This is a genomic window from Micromonospora thermarum (assembly GCF_012034245.1).
GTDB lineage: Bacteria > Actinomycetota > Actinomycetes > Mycobacteriales > Micromonosporaceae > Micromonospora > Micromonospora thermarum.
On record NZ_JAATEO010000022.1, the window covers coordinates 79,200 to 94,913 of the forward strand.

Below are 15,714 nucleotides of genomic sequence, written 5' to 3' on the forward strand. Positions count from 1 at the left end.
CTTCACCGGACGCGATGGTTTCGCGCGATTCCGTTGCGTGGGATGAGGCAGAGCAAAGGGCGCGCGCATCGAACGGGACGGCGGCAGCGGCCGGCAGGGGTGAGCAGGAGAACCAGCGAAGGACGGCCCGGATACGACGGGGCCTGGAATCGGCCGAGCGGTGCGGCCGCGGGTGCCGGTCAGGCGCGGGTGAAGACGCCCTGGCGGAGCACCGGCACGACGTCCGACACGCCGACCGCCACGGCGATGTCCACGTCGCCGGCGAATCCGCCCTCGGCGAGTTCCCGACCGGAGACGCTGCCCCGGACGGCCGCCGGGACGTCCGGCGTGCTGGCCAGCGCGGCGAGGGCCACGGCCGCCTCGACGGACAGGCCGCCCGGCACCCCGGACAGCGCGTCGAGGACGCAGGCAGCGCCGAGCTGGTCCTCCACCGAGGGGCGCAACGACCCGTCCGGCCAGCGCTCCCCGGCGGCGATGACGCCGATCGGCGCGTCGGTCGAGCCGTACCCCTCGTCGCGGAGCCAGCGCCCGACGGCGCGGGCGTTGCGCAGGCAGGCCGCGACGACCGGCAGGCCGGTGGCGCTGGCGGCGGCGCTGATCGCCGAGCCGTTCGGCGACGGCAGGACCAGGTCGGCGACGGCCGGCGCGGTGCTCAGGGCCGCCGGCGACAGCGACCACGGATGGTCCGGGGTGGTGCGCCGGCGGCCGACCGCGGCGACGGCACCGACCCGGACGGCGTACTCGGCGGCCTGTTCGCCCCACGGGAACGGGTGCACCCGCATGCCCCGGGCGACCGCCACCTCCACGGCGGTGGTGAACGAGAGCACGTCCACCACCACCAGGGCGGCGCAGACGCGGCCGAGCTCGGCCGCCCCCGCCAACCCCCACTCGAACCGGGCACCCGATCCGGGTTGGGTGTAGACGGCGGCGGCCAACGCCTCAGCGCTTGTCAGGGGCGGAGGGCTGCTCGGAGTCACCGGAGGCCGAGTCGGACGCCTCGGTGGCGTCGCCGGTCGTCGCCACCTGCTCGGCCGTCTCGACCGGCGGGGTCGCGATCACCCCACCGGGTGAGGCGACGCCGCCCGCCGGCTCCTCGGTCGGCTCCTCGGCCTCGGCGATCGGCTCGGGTGCGCCGGTCACCGGGTCCGGGCCGGACGACGCAATCGGCTCGCTCACGACCTCGGCCGGGTCGACCGGCTCGGCGTCGGTCCCGGTGGGCAGGGGCACCGCCTCGACGGCGCCGGCCACGCCGGCCGCCGGGGCGTCCACTTCCAGGACCTCCGACCCGCCGAAGAGGCGGGGCAGGGTGGCGCTGTGCGCGGCGTGCAGCTCGTCCAGGTCGATCCGGAACTGGCCGTGCACCTCCAGGGCACCGCCGGCCGGGTCGGTGACGCCGATCAGCTCGAACGGCACCCCGTGCTCGGCGGCGAGCGCGGTGAACGCCTTCTCGTGCCCACGCGGCACCGAGACCAGCGCACGACCGGCGGACTCGCTGAACAGGAAGACGAACGGCATCGACCCGCCCTCGAACCGCTCCGGCACGGCGATCCGGGCCCCGACGCCCCGCCGCAGGCAGGACTCGACCAGGCTCTGCGCGAGACCACCGTCGGACAGGTCGTGCGCGGAGCTGAGGTGCCCGACCCGCGCGGCCTCCGCCATCAGGTCGGCGAGCGCCCGCTCGCGGGCGAGGTCGACCTGCGGGGGTACGCCGCCGAGGTGCTCGTGGGTCACCCACGCCCACTCGGAGCCGGACAGCTCCACGTGGGTCTCGCCGAGCAGGTAGATCTGGTCGTGGTCGCCGCTGCCGCGCGGGACGAAGCCCATCGACACCCGGTCGGCGACGTTGTCCAGCACGCCCAGCACGCCCACCACCGGGGTCGGGTGGATGGCGGCGGCACCGGTCTGGTTGTAGAAGCTGACGTTGCCGCCGGTCACCGGGATGCCCAGCTCGGCGCAGCCGTCGGCCAGGCCGCGGACGGCCTCGGCGAACTGCCACATCACGCCCGGGTCCTCGGGCGAGCCGAAGTTGAGGCAGTTCGTGACGGCGATCGGCTTCGCGCCGGTCACGGCCACGTTCCGGTACGCCTCGGCCAGCGCGAGCTTCGTGCCGTGGTACGGGTCGAGGCGCGCGTACCGGCCGTTGCCGTCGACGGACAGGGCGACGCCGAGGCCGGTTCGCTCGTCGATCCGGATCACACCGGAGTCCTCCGGCTGGGCGAGCACGGTGTTGCCCAGCACGTACCGGTCGTACTGCTCGGTGACCCAGGTCTTGTCGGCCAGGTTGGGCGACGCGATCATGCGCAGCACGGTCTCCCGGAGCGCCTCCGGGTCGCCCGGCCGGGGCAGCGTCTCCGCCCGGTCGGCCTGGAGCAGGATCAGGTCGGCCGGCTCGCGCATCGGGCGGGCGTACACCGGCCCGTCGTCGACGAGCGAGCCCGGCGGCACGTCGACGACCAGGTGGTCCCGCCAGGTGATGACCAGGCGCCCCGGCTGGCCGTCCGGCGCCGGCGGGGTGACCTCGCCGATGGCGGTGGCGAGCACGCCCCACTTCTCTGCGGTCTTGAGCACCGCCTCCAGCTTGTCCGGCTCGACGACCAGCAGCATCCGCTCCTGGGACTCGCTGGCCAGGATCTCGTGCGGCTCCATGGAGGGCTCCCGCAGCGGGACCCGCTCCAGCCAGACCCGCATGCCGGTGCCGGCCGCGGCGGCGGTCTCGGTGAGCGCGCAGGTCAGGCCGGCGCCGCCCAGGTCCTGGATGCCGACGACCAGCTGGCCGTCGTACAGCTCCAGGCAGGCCTCGATCAGCAGCTTCTCGGTGAACGGGTCACCGACCTGCACCGACGGGCGGCGCTGCTCGCTGCCCTCGTCGAAGGTGGCGCTCGCGAGCACCGACACGCCGCCGATGCCGTCCCGGCCGGTCTTGGCGCCCATCAGCACCACGACGTTGCCCGGGCCGGCGGCCGCCTTGTTCTGGAGGCGGTTGACCGGCAGCACGCCGAGGCAGAGGGCGTTGACCAGCGGGTTGCCCTGGTAGCAGGGGTCGAAGACGACCTCGCCGCCGATGTTGGGCAGGCCGAGGCAGTTGCCGTAGCCGCCGACACCCGCGACCACGCCGGGCAGCACGCGGGCGGTGTCCGGGTGGTCGGCCGCGCCGAAGCGCAGCGGGTCCATCACCGCGACCGGGCGGGCGCCCATGGCGAGGATGTCCCGGACGATGCCGCCGACGCCGGTCGCCGCGCCCTGGTACGGCTCGACGAAGCTCGGGTGGTTGTGCGACTCGACCTTGAAGGTCACCGCCAGCTCGTCGGAGATCTGGACCACGCCGGCGTTCTCGCCGATGCCGGCGAGCAGGCGGTCGCTCGGCGGAGCCTTCTCCCCGAACTGGCGCAGGTGCACCTTGCTCGACTTGTAGGAGCAGTGCTCGCTCCACATGATCGAGTACATCGCAAGCTCGGCCTGCGTGGGCCGGCGGCCGAGGATCTGCCGGATCCGCTCGTACTCGTCGTCCCGGAGGCCCAGCTCGGTGTACGGCTGGAGCTCGCCGGGCGTACCGCCGGCGCGGGGGACGGTGTCCACGCCGTCGGCCCAGTCGGCCGGCACGGCTTCCCCGGCCGGCGCTGCGGGCGCGGCCGGAATGGCGTCCGAGGTCTCCCGGACCGGGTCCTGGGTGGTCATGAGCTCTCCTCGCTGCGCTCAGGGCCGCCCGTCGGGCGGGTGAGCCGACCGATGATGCCGCGCACGGTCACGCCGGGGCCCCCACCAGGTGCTTGAGCACCGAGGTGAAGAAGCCGAGGCCGTCCAGGGAGGGACCGGTGAGCGCCTCCACCGCGTGCTCCGGGTGCGGCATGATGCCGACCACGTTGCCGGCGGAGTTGGTGATGGCGGCGATGTCGCGCTGAGACCCGTTGGGGTTGCCGCCGACGTAGCGGGCGACGACCCGGCCCTCGGCCTCGAGCTGGTCCAGCGTCGCGGTGTCCGCGACGTAGCAGCCCTCGCCGTTCTTGACCGGGATCAGCACCTCCTGGCCGGGCTGGAACGCGTTGGTCCAGGCGGTGCCGACCGACTCGATCCGGAGGACCTGGTCGCGGTTGCGGAAGTGCAGGTGCTGGTTGCGGGTCAGCGCGCCGGGCAGCAGGTGGGCCTCGCAGAGGATCTGGAAGCCGTTGCAGATGCCGAGCACCGGCAGGCCGCCCTGGGCGGCGTCCACGATCGTCTCCATGACCGGGGCGAACCGGGCGATGGCGCCGCAACGCAGGTAGTCGCCGTACGAGAAGCCGCCGGGCAGGACGACCGCGTCCACGCCGTGCAGCTGCGGGTCACCGTGCCAGAGGCGGACCGGCTCGGCGCCGGCGATCCGGACGGCCCGCGCGGCGTCCCCGTCGTCGAGCGACCCGGGGAACGTGACCACACCGACCCGGGCGGTCACGAGCGGGCGTCCACGGTCTCGTCGGCCTCGACCAGGCGGACGGTGAAGTCCTCGATGACCGGGTTGGCGAGCAGCTTGTCGGCGATCTCCCGAGCGCGGTCCAGGTCCGGTTCACCGGTGAACTCGATCTCGATCCGCCTGCCGATCCGGACCGAGGCGACGTCGCTGACGCCGAGCCGGGGCAGCGCGTTTGCGACGGCCTGGCCCTGCGGATCGAGGATCTCGGGCTTGAGCATGACGTCGACGACGACGCGAGGCACTGGGCACTCCTGACTGTGTACGCAGTTGGGTGCCGACCCACTACGGGCGAGCGCAGCCAGCCTACCTGGCAGATGCCGCCCCGGACGCACCGGCCGTACGCGGTTCAGGCAGTGATCGACATTGTCAGCGCGGGCGGCCGGAGATCGATGCGAGTTCGTTGCATTCCCGATGCGATTCCGTTGCCGTCCGAGCCCGTTCGTCACCTTTCGCCAGGTCGGGCGTCCGCCGCCGAAGACATTGATTCTTTTCGATGAAACACTTGTGAACCACATCTCAGGGCCCTACCGTACATCGTCAGATATCGATAGATGTCCCTCGCCGGCGGGCCACCCGCTCCCGTCGGCCGGCAGGTCAGACCCGGTGAACCCGGGCCCAGCCCCCGAAGGAGCCCCGCACATGCGCATCCGATCCCTGGTCGCGGTCCTCGCCACCGCGGTGGCCGGCGTGCTCGGCGCCAGCTCCGGCGCCGTCGCCAACCCGACACCCACGCCCTACATCATCGGCGGCAGCTACGTCTCGTCGGCGCCGTGGGCCGCCGCGGTGTTCAGCAACGGCTCGTTCACCTGCTCGGGCACGATCATCGCCCCGCAGTGGGTGCTCACCGCCCGGCACTGCCTCGGCGGGACGATGTCCGTCCGGGTCGGCAGCGTCTACCGCTCCTCCGGCGGGGTCACCCGCACCGTGAGCGCCACCTACGGCCGGTACGACCTGGCCCTGATGCGGCTGTCCAGCTCGGTGAGCACCAGCTACGTGACGCTGGCCAGCAGCAACCCGCCGATCGGCTCGACGAACTCGATCTACGGCTGGGGCATGACCTGCTACAGCGGCTGCTCCGCCTCCAGCCAGCTCAAGACCGCGAGCGTCCAGGTCACCAGCAACAGCGCCACCGACGCGTACGGCGGGCAGGCCATCCGGAGCACCCGGATCAACGGCAACGCGTGGCGGGGCGACTCGGGCGGCCCGCAGTTCTACAACGGCCGCCAGGTCGGCGTCGCGTCGACCGCCGACGGCTCCAGCATCCAGAACTACGGCAGCGTCGCGTACAACCGGGCCTGGATCACCTCGGTGGCCGGTGTCTGACGGTTAGCGCCTCGGCGGTGCGGATGGCCGGCGGAGTGCCGGCCGTCCGCGCCGCGCGGTTTTTCAGCATCCGACCAGGTGAACAGGGCTCACGATGGGCCCCACGATCGGCTGACAGCATCGGAAACGTGCTGGTCGTGACGACGGATCAACTTCCCGGCTACGAGATCCGCCAGATCCTCGGCGAGGTGGTCTCCTCGATGGCCAGGACGCGGAACCCGTACCGCGAGGGAGTGAAGAACCTGCGCGGCGGCGCGTACGACCCCATGGCGCCGGACAACCTGACCCGCTGGCGGACCGACTCGGTGGCCCGGCTCGGCGAGGAGGCCCGCCGGCTCGGCGCGAACGCGGTGATCGGGATGCGGTTCGACAGTCGGGACTGCGGCGAGATGTGGATGGAGATCTGCGCGTACGGCACGGCGGTGATCGTCGTACCCAAGGTCCCCGACGTCATGCCGCCCGACCAGCCCCTGGTCGCCGCGGAGACGGCCCACGAGGGCGAGTTCGCGGAAGAACCCGGCGGCATCGCCGAACCGGCGAGCGCCCCGAACCTGCGCACCGCAGCCGAAACCCCCACCCGCGAAACCTAGCGGACCACCCCGCCCCGACCGCGTTGATCATGGAGTTAGCGGGTGATTTGGAGATCGACTCACCCGCTAACTCCATGATCAACCGGGGAAGCGAGCAGGCTAGAGGATGGGGGGTGGGGTGTAGGTGGTGGCCTGCGGGTGGGCCGCCGCCACCTCGGCTACGCGGTCCGCTACGGCCTGGACCTGGGTGGGGGCGGCGCCGACGAAGGCGCGCCGGTCGGCGACCAGTTCGTTGATCTCGGCCCGGCTCAGGTTGAGGCGGCTGTCCCCCGCGAGGCGGTCGAAGAGGTCGTTCTCGGGGGCGCCCTTCTCGCGCATGGCGAGGGCGACGGCGACCGCGTGCTCCTTGATCACCTCGTGGGCCACCTCGCGACCCACACCGCGCCGGACCGCCGCCACCAGGATCTTGGTGGTGGCCAGGAACGGCAGGAACCGCTCCAGCTCCCGGTTGATCACCGCCGGATACGCCCCGAACTCGTCCAGCACGGTGAGGAACGTCTGGAACAGTCCGTCAGCGGCGAAGAAGGCGTCCGGCAGGGCCACCCGGCGCACCACCGAGCAGGACACGTCGCCCTCGTTCCACTGGTCGCCGGCCAGCTCGCCGACCATCGACAGGTAGCCCCGGATGATCACCGCGAAACCGTTCACCCGCTCCGACGAGCGGGTGTTCATCTTGTGCGGCATGGCGCTGGACCCGACCTGACCCGGCTTGAAGCCCTCGGTGGCCAGCTCCTGACCGACCATCAGGCGGATCGTGGTCGCCAGCGACGACGGCCCGGCCGCGACCTGCGCCAGCGCCGACAGCACGTCGAAGTCGAGCGAGCGCGGGTAGACCTGGCCCACGCTGTCCAGCACCCGGTTGAAGCCGAGGTGCTCGGCGACCCGCCGCCCCAACTCGGCGACCTTGTCGGCGTCGCCGTCGAACAGGTCGAGCTGGTCCGCGGCGGTGCCCACCGGGCCCTTGATCCCCCGCAGCGGGTACCGGCGAATCAGGTCGTCCAGCCGCTCGTACGCGATCAGCAGCTCCTCAGCGGCCGACGCGAAGCGCTTGCCCAGCGTGGTGGCCTGCGCCGCGACGTTGTGCGAGCGACCGGTCAGGACCAGGTCGGAGTGCTCGACAGCGAGCCGGGCGAGGCGGGCCAGAGTGGCGACCACCCGGTCCCGGATCAGCTCCAACGACGCCCGGACCTGGAGCTGCTCGACGTTCTCCGTGAGGTCCCGGGAGGTCATCCCCTTGTGCACGTGCTCGTGCCCGGCGAGGGCGCTGAACTCCTCGATCCGCGCCTTCACGTCGTGCCGGGTGACCCGCTCCCGCTCGGCGATCGAGGCGAGGTCGACCTGGTCGAGCACCCGCTCGTACGCCTCGACCACCCCGTCCGGCACGGCGACGCCGAGATCCCGCTGAGCCCGGAGGACGGCGAGCCACAGCCGCCGCTCCATCCGGATCTTCTCCTCCGGGGACCACAGGGCGGCCAGTTCGGGCGAGGCGTACCGGTTGGCGAGCACGTTCGGGATCGTCGTCACGTACCGCATTCTCCCGTACGCGCTGGCCGCGACCTCAGCGGCATAGCGCCGCGGGTGACGTCACACCTCCGGGACCTCGTGCACGGTCGCGCTCACCACGAGGGTCTTCGTCTGCGTGCCGTGGGCGTGTGCTGTCAGGTCGCACGCGCGGGTCTCCGCAGTCCGCCAGAAGTCCGTGGCAGGTCAGGTGCTCTGCGTCAGAGCATCTTGGTCGTAGTGCAGCTCATGCAGGTGGCTGCCCTTGACGAGAACCGAAACCTCGACCGGGCGACCGTTGACTGAGCGGATCACCCGCAGCTGACGCAGCACTGGTACGTACGGCGGCAAGTCGAGCTCCTCGATCTCCTCCGTCGTTGGCATCCGTGCCGATACACGGTCGCGCACGTGCTGCTGCGGATAGCCGAGGTCCGCCAAGACCCTTGGGGCCCCGCCCCTAATCTTGCGGTGCTCGGCCAGCTCGGTACCCCTGGCGATGGCCGCCGGGTAATACGACCAGGACAACTCGACCGGCTCGTCGTCATGCAGGAGCAGCCGATGCCGCAGGATGGCTCGCTCGCCCTCGGCCAACTCCAATCCGTGCGCCACCTCGTCTGGTGGCACGACCTCCGCCACGGAAAGGAGCCGATAGGTGTAGCCGTCGGGCGAAGGGGTGACGTATGCCGACGCCTCGACAGCCAGTGGCCGCCTCCGCCGGACGTAGACGCCCTTACCGACCTCGCTGTAGACAGAGCCCTCCGCTTTCAGCGCGCCGAGGGCGCGCTGCACTGTCGCGGTGGCAGCGGAGTACTGCTGCACGAGCGTCGGGATCGACGGCAACTGCGACCCCGGAGCAAGCTCGCCGGACATGATGCGGGACCGGAGGTCGGCCGCGATCTGCTCATGGCGCGGGCGGCCGTCGGTTCCGCTGGCCATGTCGGGCTCCCGCTCCGTCAATCGATCGACAGCTCGTACCGTAGGCGCCGGCCCCACGGCACCATCGTCATGATGCTGACCTCAACCGGTACGCCTTCTTCCGTGCTCAGCACACGGGTGAGGCCCAGTGCCCACTCGTGACCGGTCAGGTCAAGCATGCGCCGCTCGGCCGCGTCGGGCTGACGCGTGTAGACGTCTTCCCGTACCCGCCTCGGACGATAGCCCAACTCGGCGAGCAGCCTGACGGCCCCACCGCGGATCTTCCGCTGCTCGGCAAGGGCGGTGCCGCGGGCGATGGAGACCGGGTAGTACGAGTCGGTCAACTCCACTGGCTGACCGTCCAGCAGCATCAACCGTCGTCGGACGATCACGCGATCGCCCGGTGCCAGGCGAAACGCCTCAGCCACCTCGGCGACCGGCACCACTTCACGCACCTCGAGCAGTCGCTGGGTGCCAACCCCGCCCTGCCCCGCCGCATCGGCGGCCCATGCGTCCCCACCGTGAGCTTCATGCGATCGGACGTAGGGCATCGAGACGCTGAGCCACTCACGCATCTTCGCCTCCTTGCCGACTCCGTCGGGGCCAGGGTATCCACCCCCAAGCACCCTCACGGCATCACATCCTTGCTGCCTTATTCGATAGGCAGTAAGGTGGTCAATGCGCGCCCGATCCGACGGCGCGCACCGGCCCGTGACGGGGCGGGCGTAGGCCTCTCGCCCGACAGCGGACACCCTGACCGCCGCACTCGCCTGCGGCGGTGGGGACACCGCCGTGCGCCCGCCCCCCGCCGACAGGAGTGGAAGATGGGTGTCTACCGATCCACGGTCAGCCGGTCCTGGCACCGCGAGGAGGCGGAGGCCGAGGCGGCACGCGAGATCCTGGCGAGCCACGTACTTGATCGGGAGAGCGGCCTCTGCGCGGTCTGCCTGGTCCCCGGCCCGTGCGGTCCGGCCAACGCGGCGGCGAACCGCTTGGTCGACCTGGGCCGCCCGGTGCTGCCCGCTCACCGGCCGCGCCGCCGGCGGGCCGGCTGGCGGGACTGGTTCCGGTCGGCGACGGCAGCTCAGGGAGGGACCTGGGCGCAGGCGAAGACTGCAGTGCAGCCGCCGCGCCGCGCACCGCTGCTCACGTTCGTCTGGCTCATCCGGCTCGGCGTAGTCACTACCGTTCCGAACGCCGGGGTCACGCCGTGACCGCGCGCCCCGGGCTGCCGATTCGCGTGGGTGACGTGGTGGAGCTGGCCGAACAGCACTACTGCTACGGCCTCGGCACGCTGACCCTGCGGGTGGTCGAGGTGGGTCGCCGGGAGCGACACAGTGACGGCCTCTGGATCCACCTGCGTGGCGTCGAACTCGACGACCCACGCGGCCCGCGCCAGCGTCGGCTGCTCGCCCGCATCGACGCCGTCCGGATCAGGCCGGCACCGGGCCCGGTCGCGCACGTGCCCGTCCGGCCGGGCTGGGGCTGCGCTGGTTGCGGGCAGGCGTGGCCGTGCCCGGACCGGCGGCAGCGCCTGCTCGACCGGTACGCCGGAGACCGGGCGGCGCTCGGCGTCTACCTGGGCATGCAGTAGGCCGACGCTGCGTCGGACCTGCGTCACCTGCCCGCCGAGGCGCTGCACGCACGGTTCCTCGGCTGGCTGCGCGACGACGGCGCGGGACCAACCGGCCACTGACGGAAGGCCGGTGCCCGCCATGGAGGGCAGGCGCGGCCCAACCGTCAGCGCTCCAGGATCGCCGTCACGCCCTGGCCGCCGGCGGCGCAGATCGAGATGAGGCCCCGGCCGCCGCCCTTCTCCGCGAGCAGCTTGGCGAGCGTCCCGACGATCCGGCCGCCGGTGGCCGCGAAGGGGTGCCCGGCGGCCAGCGAGGACCCGTTGACGTTCAGCCTGTCCCGGTCGATGGCGCCGAGCGGGGCGTCCAGCCCCAGCCGGTCCTTGCAGAACTCCGGCGACTCCCAGGCGGCCAGCGTGGCCAGCACCTGCGAGGCGAACGCCTCGTGGATCTCGTAGTAGTCGAAGTCCTGGAGGGTCAGGCCGGCGCGGGCCAGCATCCGGGGCACCGCGTACGCGGGCGCCATCAGCAGCCCCTCGTCGCCGTGCACGAAGTCGACGGCGGCGGCCTCCGACCAGGTGAACCATGCCTGCACCGGCAGGCTGTGCTCCCGCGCCCACTCCTCGCTGGCCAGCAGCACCGTGGAGGCGCCGTCGGTCAGCGGCGAGGAGTTGCCGGCGGTCATGGTGGCCTGGTCGGCGTCCGGACCCTTCGTCCCGAAGACCGGCCGGAGGCCGCCGAGCTTCTCCAGGGTGGTGTCCGGCCGCAGGTTCTGGTCGCGGGTCAGCCCGAGGTACGGCGTCATCAGGTCGTCGAAGAACCCCCGCTCGTACGCGGCGGCCAGCCGCTGGTGCGACCGCAGCGCCAGCTCGTCCTGCGCCTGCCGGTCGATCTGCCAGCGGACGGCGGTGCGGGCGGCGTGCTCCCCCATGGACAGGCCGGTGCGCGGCTCGGCGTTGCGCGGGATGTCCGGCCGGAACGGCTGCGTCGGCCGGAGCCGCGCGGCGATCCTCAGCCGCTCGCCGAGGGTGCGGGCGTTGTTCAGCTTGAGCAGCGTGCGGCGCATCTCCTCGTTGACGGCGAGCGGCGCGTCCGAGGTGGTGTCGACGCCACCGGCGATGCCCACGTCGATCTGCCCGAGAGCGATCTTGTTGGCCACCAGGATGGCCGCCTCCAGGCCGGTGCCGCAGGCCTGCTGGATGTCGTACGCGGGGGTGTGCGGGTCGAGCTTCGAGCCGAGCACCACCTCGCGGGTGAGGTTGAAGTCGCGCGAGTGCTTCAGCACCGCCCCGGCCACGACCTCACCGACCCGCTGGCCGGCCAGCCCGAAGCGGGCCACCAGCCCGTCGAGCGCCGCCCCGAGCATGTCCGAGTTGGACGCCTCCGCGTACCGCGAGTTGGAGCGGGCGAAGGGGATGCGGTTGCCGCCGATGACCGCGACCCGCCGGATGTTCTGCACGATCCCGCCTCCTCGAAAGGCTTGCCCTCAACCTACTCGTCAGTAGGCTACGCCTATGACCGACAGGTACGCGAGCTTCGTCCAATCGGGGGCCGGCCGCGCGCTGGTCAAGCGCCTCGGGCTGCCCGACCCGCCGCGCCTGCGCCGGCACCGCCCCGGCGACCCGCTCCTCCCCGGGCCCGTCCTGCTCGGCGCCGCCACCGGTGGCCGCCTCGCCGAGCCGGTCGGCAAGATCCTGACCGCCGCCGGGGTCGAACTGCGCGACCCGGCCGCCGGCAGCGACGAACGGGTCGGGGACGCCCCGGCGCAGCAGGCGGCGCCGTCCCCGCAGGCCGACGCCCGGTTCGGTGCCCTGGTGTACGACGCCACCGGCATCACCGACTCGACCGGGCTGCGCCAGCTGTACGACTTCTTCCACCCGCACGCCCGCTCGGTGCTGCCCAGCGGCCGGGTGATCGTGCTGGGCACCACGCCCGCCGAGTGCTCGTCGCCCCGGGAGGCCACCGCGCAGCGGGCCCTGGAGGGGCTGACCCGCAGCATCGGCAAGGAGTTCGGCCGGGGGGTCACCGCCCAACTCGTGCACGTCACCCCCGGCGGTGACGCGAGCACGCTCACCAGCCTCGAGGCCACCCTCCGGTTCCTGCTCTCCGGGCGGTCGGCGTACGTGTCGGGGCAGGTGGTCCGGGTCGGCACCGGGCGCGCGGAGCCGCCGGCCGACTGGGACCGCCCGCTCGACGGGCAGATCGTGCTGGTCACCGGCGCGGCGCGCGGGATCGGCGCGGCGCTGGCCCGGGTCCTCGCCCGCGACGGCGCCCAGGTGGTCGCCCTCGACATCCCGGCCGCCGGGGACGAGCTGGCCCAGGTGGCGAACGAGATCGGCGCGACCGCCGTCCAGCTCGACCTGACCAGCCCGGACGCGCCGGCCCGGCTCGCCGAGCACCTGGCCGCCCGGCACGGCCGGGTCGACGCGGTGGTGCACAACGCCGGCATCACCCGGGACAAGACCCTCGGCCGGATGGACGTCGACCGCTGGGACTCGGTGCTCGACGTCAACCTGTCCAGCCAGGAGCGGATCAACGACGTGCTGCTGGAGCGGGAGCTGATCCCGGCCGGCGGCCGGCTCGTCTCGGTCTCCTCGATCGCGGGGATCGCCGGCAACCGCGGGCAGACCAACTACGCCACCAGCAAGGCCGGCGTGATCGGCCTGGTGGAGTCACTGGCCCCGGCGCTGCGGGACCGCGGCATCAGCGTCAACGCCGTCGCCCCCGGCTTCATCGAGACCCGGCTGACCGCCCGGATCCCGCTGATGCTCCGCGAGGCGGGCCGGCGGATGAACAGCATGTCCCAGGGTGGCCTGCCGGTCGACGTGGCCGAGACGATCGGCTGGCTCGCCTGGCCGGCGAGCAGCGCGGTCAGCGGCAACGTCGTCCGGGTCTGCGGCCAGAGCCTGCTGGGGGCGTGATGGCGGACCCGAAGGAACCATCCGACGACCTCACCGTCGACGAGCTGATCGAGGGGCCCACCCGGGTCATCTCGAAGGGCGACCTCGCGGCGCTCCACGCCGGCAACCACGACGTGAGCCTCGAGTCGACCACCGACCTGTCCGCGCTCGCCGACGATCGGACGCACGACCTGACCGCGAGCGCGGCGCGGGTCGTCCGGTCCCGCGTCGAGCTGGCACAGGTCCCGGCGCCGGGCGCGCTCTACCGCCGGGCCCTGCTCGGCGCGCTGCCCGGCCTCGGCGGACGCCGGCGCGCTCCGCAGCCGCCGTCGGTCGAGCTGACCGTCACCGGTGTCCCCGTCGACCGGAGCCACCTCGCCGCGTACGACCGGGTGTGCGGGTTCCGGCTCACCGACCGGCTGCCCGCCACGTTCCCGCACATCATGGGGTTCCCGCTGGCGTTGCGCCTGATGACCGCCCCGGACTTCCCGATCCCGCTCACCGGCGTGGTCCACGTCGGCAACCGGATCACCGTCCACCGGCCGATCAGCGCCGACGAGACCCTCGACTTCACCACGTACGCCGAGAACCTGCGCCCGCACGACCGGGGCCGGCAGGTGGACGTGGTGCTGGTGGGCTCGGTCGGCGGCGAGGAGGTGTGGCGCGGCGTGTCCACGTACCTCGGGAAGGAGCGCACGCCCGGCGGCGGCGAGCGGCGCGACCGGGCCGAGCGGGCCCCGGCGCCGGCCGCCTCGGCCCGCTGGCGGGTCGAGCCGTCGGTCGGTACGGCCTACGCGCGCGTCTCGGGCGACCACAACCCGATCCACACCTCGCGGCTGGGCGCGCGGCTGTTCGGGTTCCGACGCCCGATCGCCCACGGCATGTGGAGCAAGGCGCGCTGCCTGGCCGCGCTGGAGCCCCGGCTGCCGGACGCCTACACGGTCGACGTGGCGTTCAAGCTGCCGCTGCCGCTGCCCAGCACGGTCGGCTTCAGCAGCACCCCGACCGGGGACTTCGCCCTGCACGACTCCCACGGCCGTCCGCACCTGCTCGGGACGCTGCGGGAGGAGGGACGGGCCGCTTCCTGACGCCTTTCGCACCGGTGAACCCGCCCCGGCCCCGAGCATGGGGGCATGGAGTCCGTGCTCGACCTGCTGCGACAGACGGTCACCTCGCCGTGGGTGTACCTGCTGATCTTCGCGCTCACGGCGGTCGACGCGGTCGTCCCGATGGTGCCCGGCGAGGCGGCGGTGATCACCGCCGCCGTGCTCGCCACCTCCGGTGACCCGGACGTGGTCGCGGTCATCGCGTCCGCCGCGATCGGCGCGGTCGTCGGCGACCACGTCTCGTACGCGATCGGCCGCAGCGGCGGCGCGCGGCGGCTGAGCCGCTTCCCGGAGGAGAGCCGGCGGCGCGCCAGCTCGGAGTGGGCGCGCCGGGCGGTGGAGCGGCACGGCGGGCTGATCCTCACCACGGCCCGCTACCTCCCGGGCGGGCGGACGGCGGTGACCCTGACCATGGGCGCGGTGCGCTACCCGCTCCGGTCGTTCCTGCTGTTCGACACGATCGCGGGGGTGACCTGGGCGCTGTACAACGTGCTGCTGGGCTACTTCGGCGGGCTGGCCTTCGAGCGGGATCCGCTCCGGGGGGTCCTGGTCGGCCTGGGCCTGTCGGTCGGGGTGACGGTGCTGATCGAGGCGGTGCGCCGGGCCCGCCACCGCGCCCGCCACCGGATGTCCACGCGCCGCTGACCCCGCGCGGCGGGTGTCGGGAAGGGGCCGTTTCTCACGCCGCCGGCGGGCGCCAGGTGGTGCCCTGCAGGAGTTGTGCGGCGCCGACCCAGGCGACGTTCATCATCCGGGTGGCGGTCTTCTCCGGGTCGGCCTCCGCATGGTCGGCCAGCCAGTCCGCGAGCGACTCGGTCGCGCCCACCAGGGCGTACGCGACCACCTCCAGCTCGGCCTCGGCCACCTCGCGGCCCTCGGCGCGCAGCGCGTGGTCGAGCATCCCGGCCACCACCTCCACCATCCGGGCCCGCATCGCGGCGAGTTCCCCGGCGAACGGCTGCTCACCGCGGGCCTGCCGGTAGAGCACCGCCCAGCCGTCCCGGTGCGCGCCGACGAACCCGAAGAAGGCGCGCAGCCCACGCCAGAGCCGTTCGTCGGCCGGCAGGTCGGGGGCGGCCGCGCCGGCGATGGCCTGCATCATCCGCGTCCCCTCGCGGTGCAGGCAGGCGACGAAGAGTTCCTCCTTGGTGCCCAGGTACGCGTACACCATCGGTTTCGAGATGCCGGCGTCGTCGGCGATCTCGTCCATGCTGGCCGCGTGGAAGCCCCGTCGGGAGAAGACCTTGACCGCCGCGTCGAGCATCTGCTGCTCACGGACGGCCCGCGGCAGTCGTTTGAAGGCGGGGGTGCTGGACACCCTTGCGAGCATACCTACTCGTGCGTAGGGTTACGCGCGAGTAG

16 protein-coding genes are annotated in these 15,714 nt (G+C 72.9%); 7 read left to right on the forward strand and 9 right to left on the reverse strand.

Annotation, left to right across the window (positions count from 1 at the left end; genetic code table 11):
* Positions 1–179: 179 nt before the first annotated feature.
* From HCJ94_RS20180 to purS, 4 genes are all read right to left on the reverse strand, one after another.
* Positions 180–935, reverse strand: coding sequence for a 2-phosphosulfolactate phosphatase (locus HCJ94_RS20180; RefSeq protein WP_168002591.1), 756 nt, complete (start codon positions 933–935; stop codon positions 180–182).
* A gap of 4 nt (positions 936–939) precedes the next feature.
* Positions 940–3,675, reverse strand: coding sequence for a phosphoribosylformylglycinamidine synthase subunit PurL (gene purL / locus HCJ94_RS20185; RefSeq protein WP_240944355.1), 2,736 nt, complete (start codon positions 3,673–3,675; stop codon positions 940–942).
* 67 nt (positions 3,676–3,742) lie between these two features.
* Positions 3,743–4,426: a phosphoribosylformylglycinamidine synthase subunit PurQ gene (purQ, locus tag HCJ94_RS20190; RefSeq protein ID WP_168002592.1), complete on the reverse strand. Its 684-nt coding sequence runs from the start codon at positions 4,424–4,426 to the stop codon at positions 3,743–3,745.
* Entirely contained in the window at positions 4,423–4,686 is a 264-nt protein-coding gene (purS, locus tag HCJ94_RS20195) for a phosphoribosylformylglycinamidine synthase subunit PurS (protein ID WP_155329437.1), read from the reverse strand. Before purS ends, purQ begins: the two co-directional genes overlap by 4 nt.
* Before the next feature lie 397 nt (positions 4,687–5,083).
* On the opposite strand from purS, the gene HCJ94_RS20200 reads away from it, so the two are divergent.
* Both HCJ94_RS20200 and HCJ94_RS20205 read left to right on the forward strand, forming a co-directional pair.
* On the forward strand, positions 5,084–5,767 hold the full coding sequence (locus tag HCJ94_RS20200; protein WP_168002593.1) for a S1 family peptidase: 684 nt from the start codon (positions 5,084–5,086) through the stop codon (positions 5,765–5,767).
* A 23-nt stretch (positions 5,768–5,790) separates the two neighbouring features.
* Entirely contained in the window at positions 5,791–6,357 is a 567-nt protein-coding gene (locus HCJ94_RS20205; RefSeq protein WP_168002594.1) for a YbjQ family protein, read from the forward strand.
* A 99-nt stretch (positions 6,358–6,456) separates the two neighbouring features.
* On the opposite strand, the gene purB is transcribed toward HCJ94_RS20205, so the two are convergent.
* The 3 genes from purB to HCJ94_RS20220 all read right to left on the reverse strand — a co-directional run bounded on the left by purB (position 6,457) and on the right by HCJ94_RS20220 (position 9,347).
* Entirely contained in the window at positions 6,457–7,881 is a 1,425-nt protein-coding gene (gene purB / locus HCJ94_RS20210; RefSeq protein ID WP_168002595.1) for an adenylosuccinate lyase, read from the reverse strand.
* A gap of 183 nt (positions 7,882–8,064) precedes the next feature.
* Positions 8,065–8,793, reverse strand: coding sequence for a GntR family transcriptional regulator (locus HCJ94_RS20215; protein WP_168002596.1), 729 nt, complete (start codon positions 8,791–8,793; stop codon positions 8,065–8,067).
* A gap of 17 nt (positions 8,794–8,810) precedes the next feature.
* Positions 8,811–9,347 (reverse strand): UTRA domain-containing protein, encoded by a 537-nt coding sequence (locus HCJ94_RS20220; RefSeq protein ID WP_168002597.1) that lies wholly within the window; start codon positions 9,345–9,347, stop codon positions 8,811–8,813.
* 249 nt (positions 9,348–9,596) lie between these two features.
* Between HCJ94_RS20220 and HCJ94_RS20225 the strand changes: the two genes are divergently transcribed.
* Positions 9,597–9,986 carry a hypothetical protein gene (locus HCJ94_RS20225; protein WP_168002598.1) on the forward strand — a complete coding sequence of 130 codons (390 nt, stop codon included), beginning with the start codon at positions 9,597–9,599 and terminating at the stop codon, positions 9,984–9,986.
* The gene (locus tag HCJ94_RS20230) at positions 9,983–10,366 is read left to right on the forward strand and encodes a hypothetical protein (protein ID WP_240944356.1); all 384 of its coding nucleotides are present in this window, start codon (positions 9,983–9,985) and stop codon (positions 10,364–10,366) included. The genes HCJ94_RS20225 and HCJ94_RS20230 overlap by 4 nt, the downstream gene beginning before the upstream one ends.
* Before the next feature lie 146 nt (positions 10,367–10,512).
* Here HCJ94_RS20230 and HCJ94_RS20235 read toward each other — a convergent pair whose 3' ends face one another.
* Positions 10,513–11,805 carry an acetyl-CoA C-acetyltransferase gene (locus tag HCJ94_RS20235; RefSeq protein ID WP_168002599.1) on the reverse strand — a complete coding sequence of 431 codons (1,293 nt, stop codon included), beginning with the start codon at positions 11,803–11,805 and terminating at the stop codon, positions 10,513–10,515.
* Between the two features lie 55 nt (positions 11,806–11,860).
* On the opposite strand from HCJ94_RS20235, the gene HCJ94_RS20240 reads away from it, so the two are divergent.
* The 3 genes from HCJ94_RS20240 to HCJ94_RS20250 are packed head-to-tail and all read left to right on the forward strand — an operon-like array spanning position 11,861 to position 14,997.
* Positions 11,861–13,267, forward strand: coding sequence for a 3-oxoacyl-ACP reductase (locus HCJ94_RS20240; protein ID WP_168002600.1), 1,407 nt, complete (start codon positions 11,861–11,863; stop codon positions 13,265–13,267).
* The gene (locus tag HCJ94_RS20245) at positions 13,267–14,334 is read left to right on the forward strand and encodes a MaoC family dehydratase (RefSeq protein ID WP_240944357.1); all 1,068 of its coding nucleotides are present in this window, start codon (positions 13,267–13,269) and stop codon (positions 14,332–14,334) included. Before HCJ94_RS20240 ends, HCJ94_RS20245 begins: the two co-directional genes overlap by 1 nt.
* 45 nt (positions 14,335–14,379) lie before the next feature.
* Entirely contained in the window at positions 14,380–14,997 is a 618-nt protein-coding gene (locus tag HCJ94_RS20250; protein WP_168002601.1) for a DedA family protein, read from the forward strand.
* 34 nt (positions 14,998–15,031) lie between these two features.
* Here HCJ94_RS20250 and HCJ94_RS20255 read toward each other — a convergent pair whose 3' ends face one another.
* Positions 15,032–15,670, reverse strand: a complete 639-nt coding sequence (locus HCJ94_RS20255; protein WP_309227352.1) for a TetR/AcrR family transcriptional regulator — start codon at positions 15,668–15,670, stop codon at positions 15,032–15,034.
* Between the last annotated feature and the right edge of the window lie 44 nt (positions 15,671–15,714).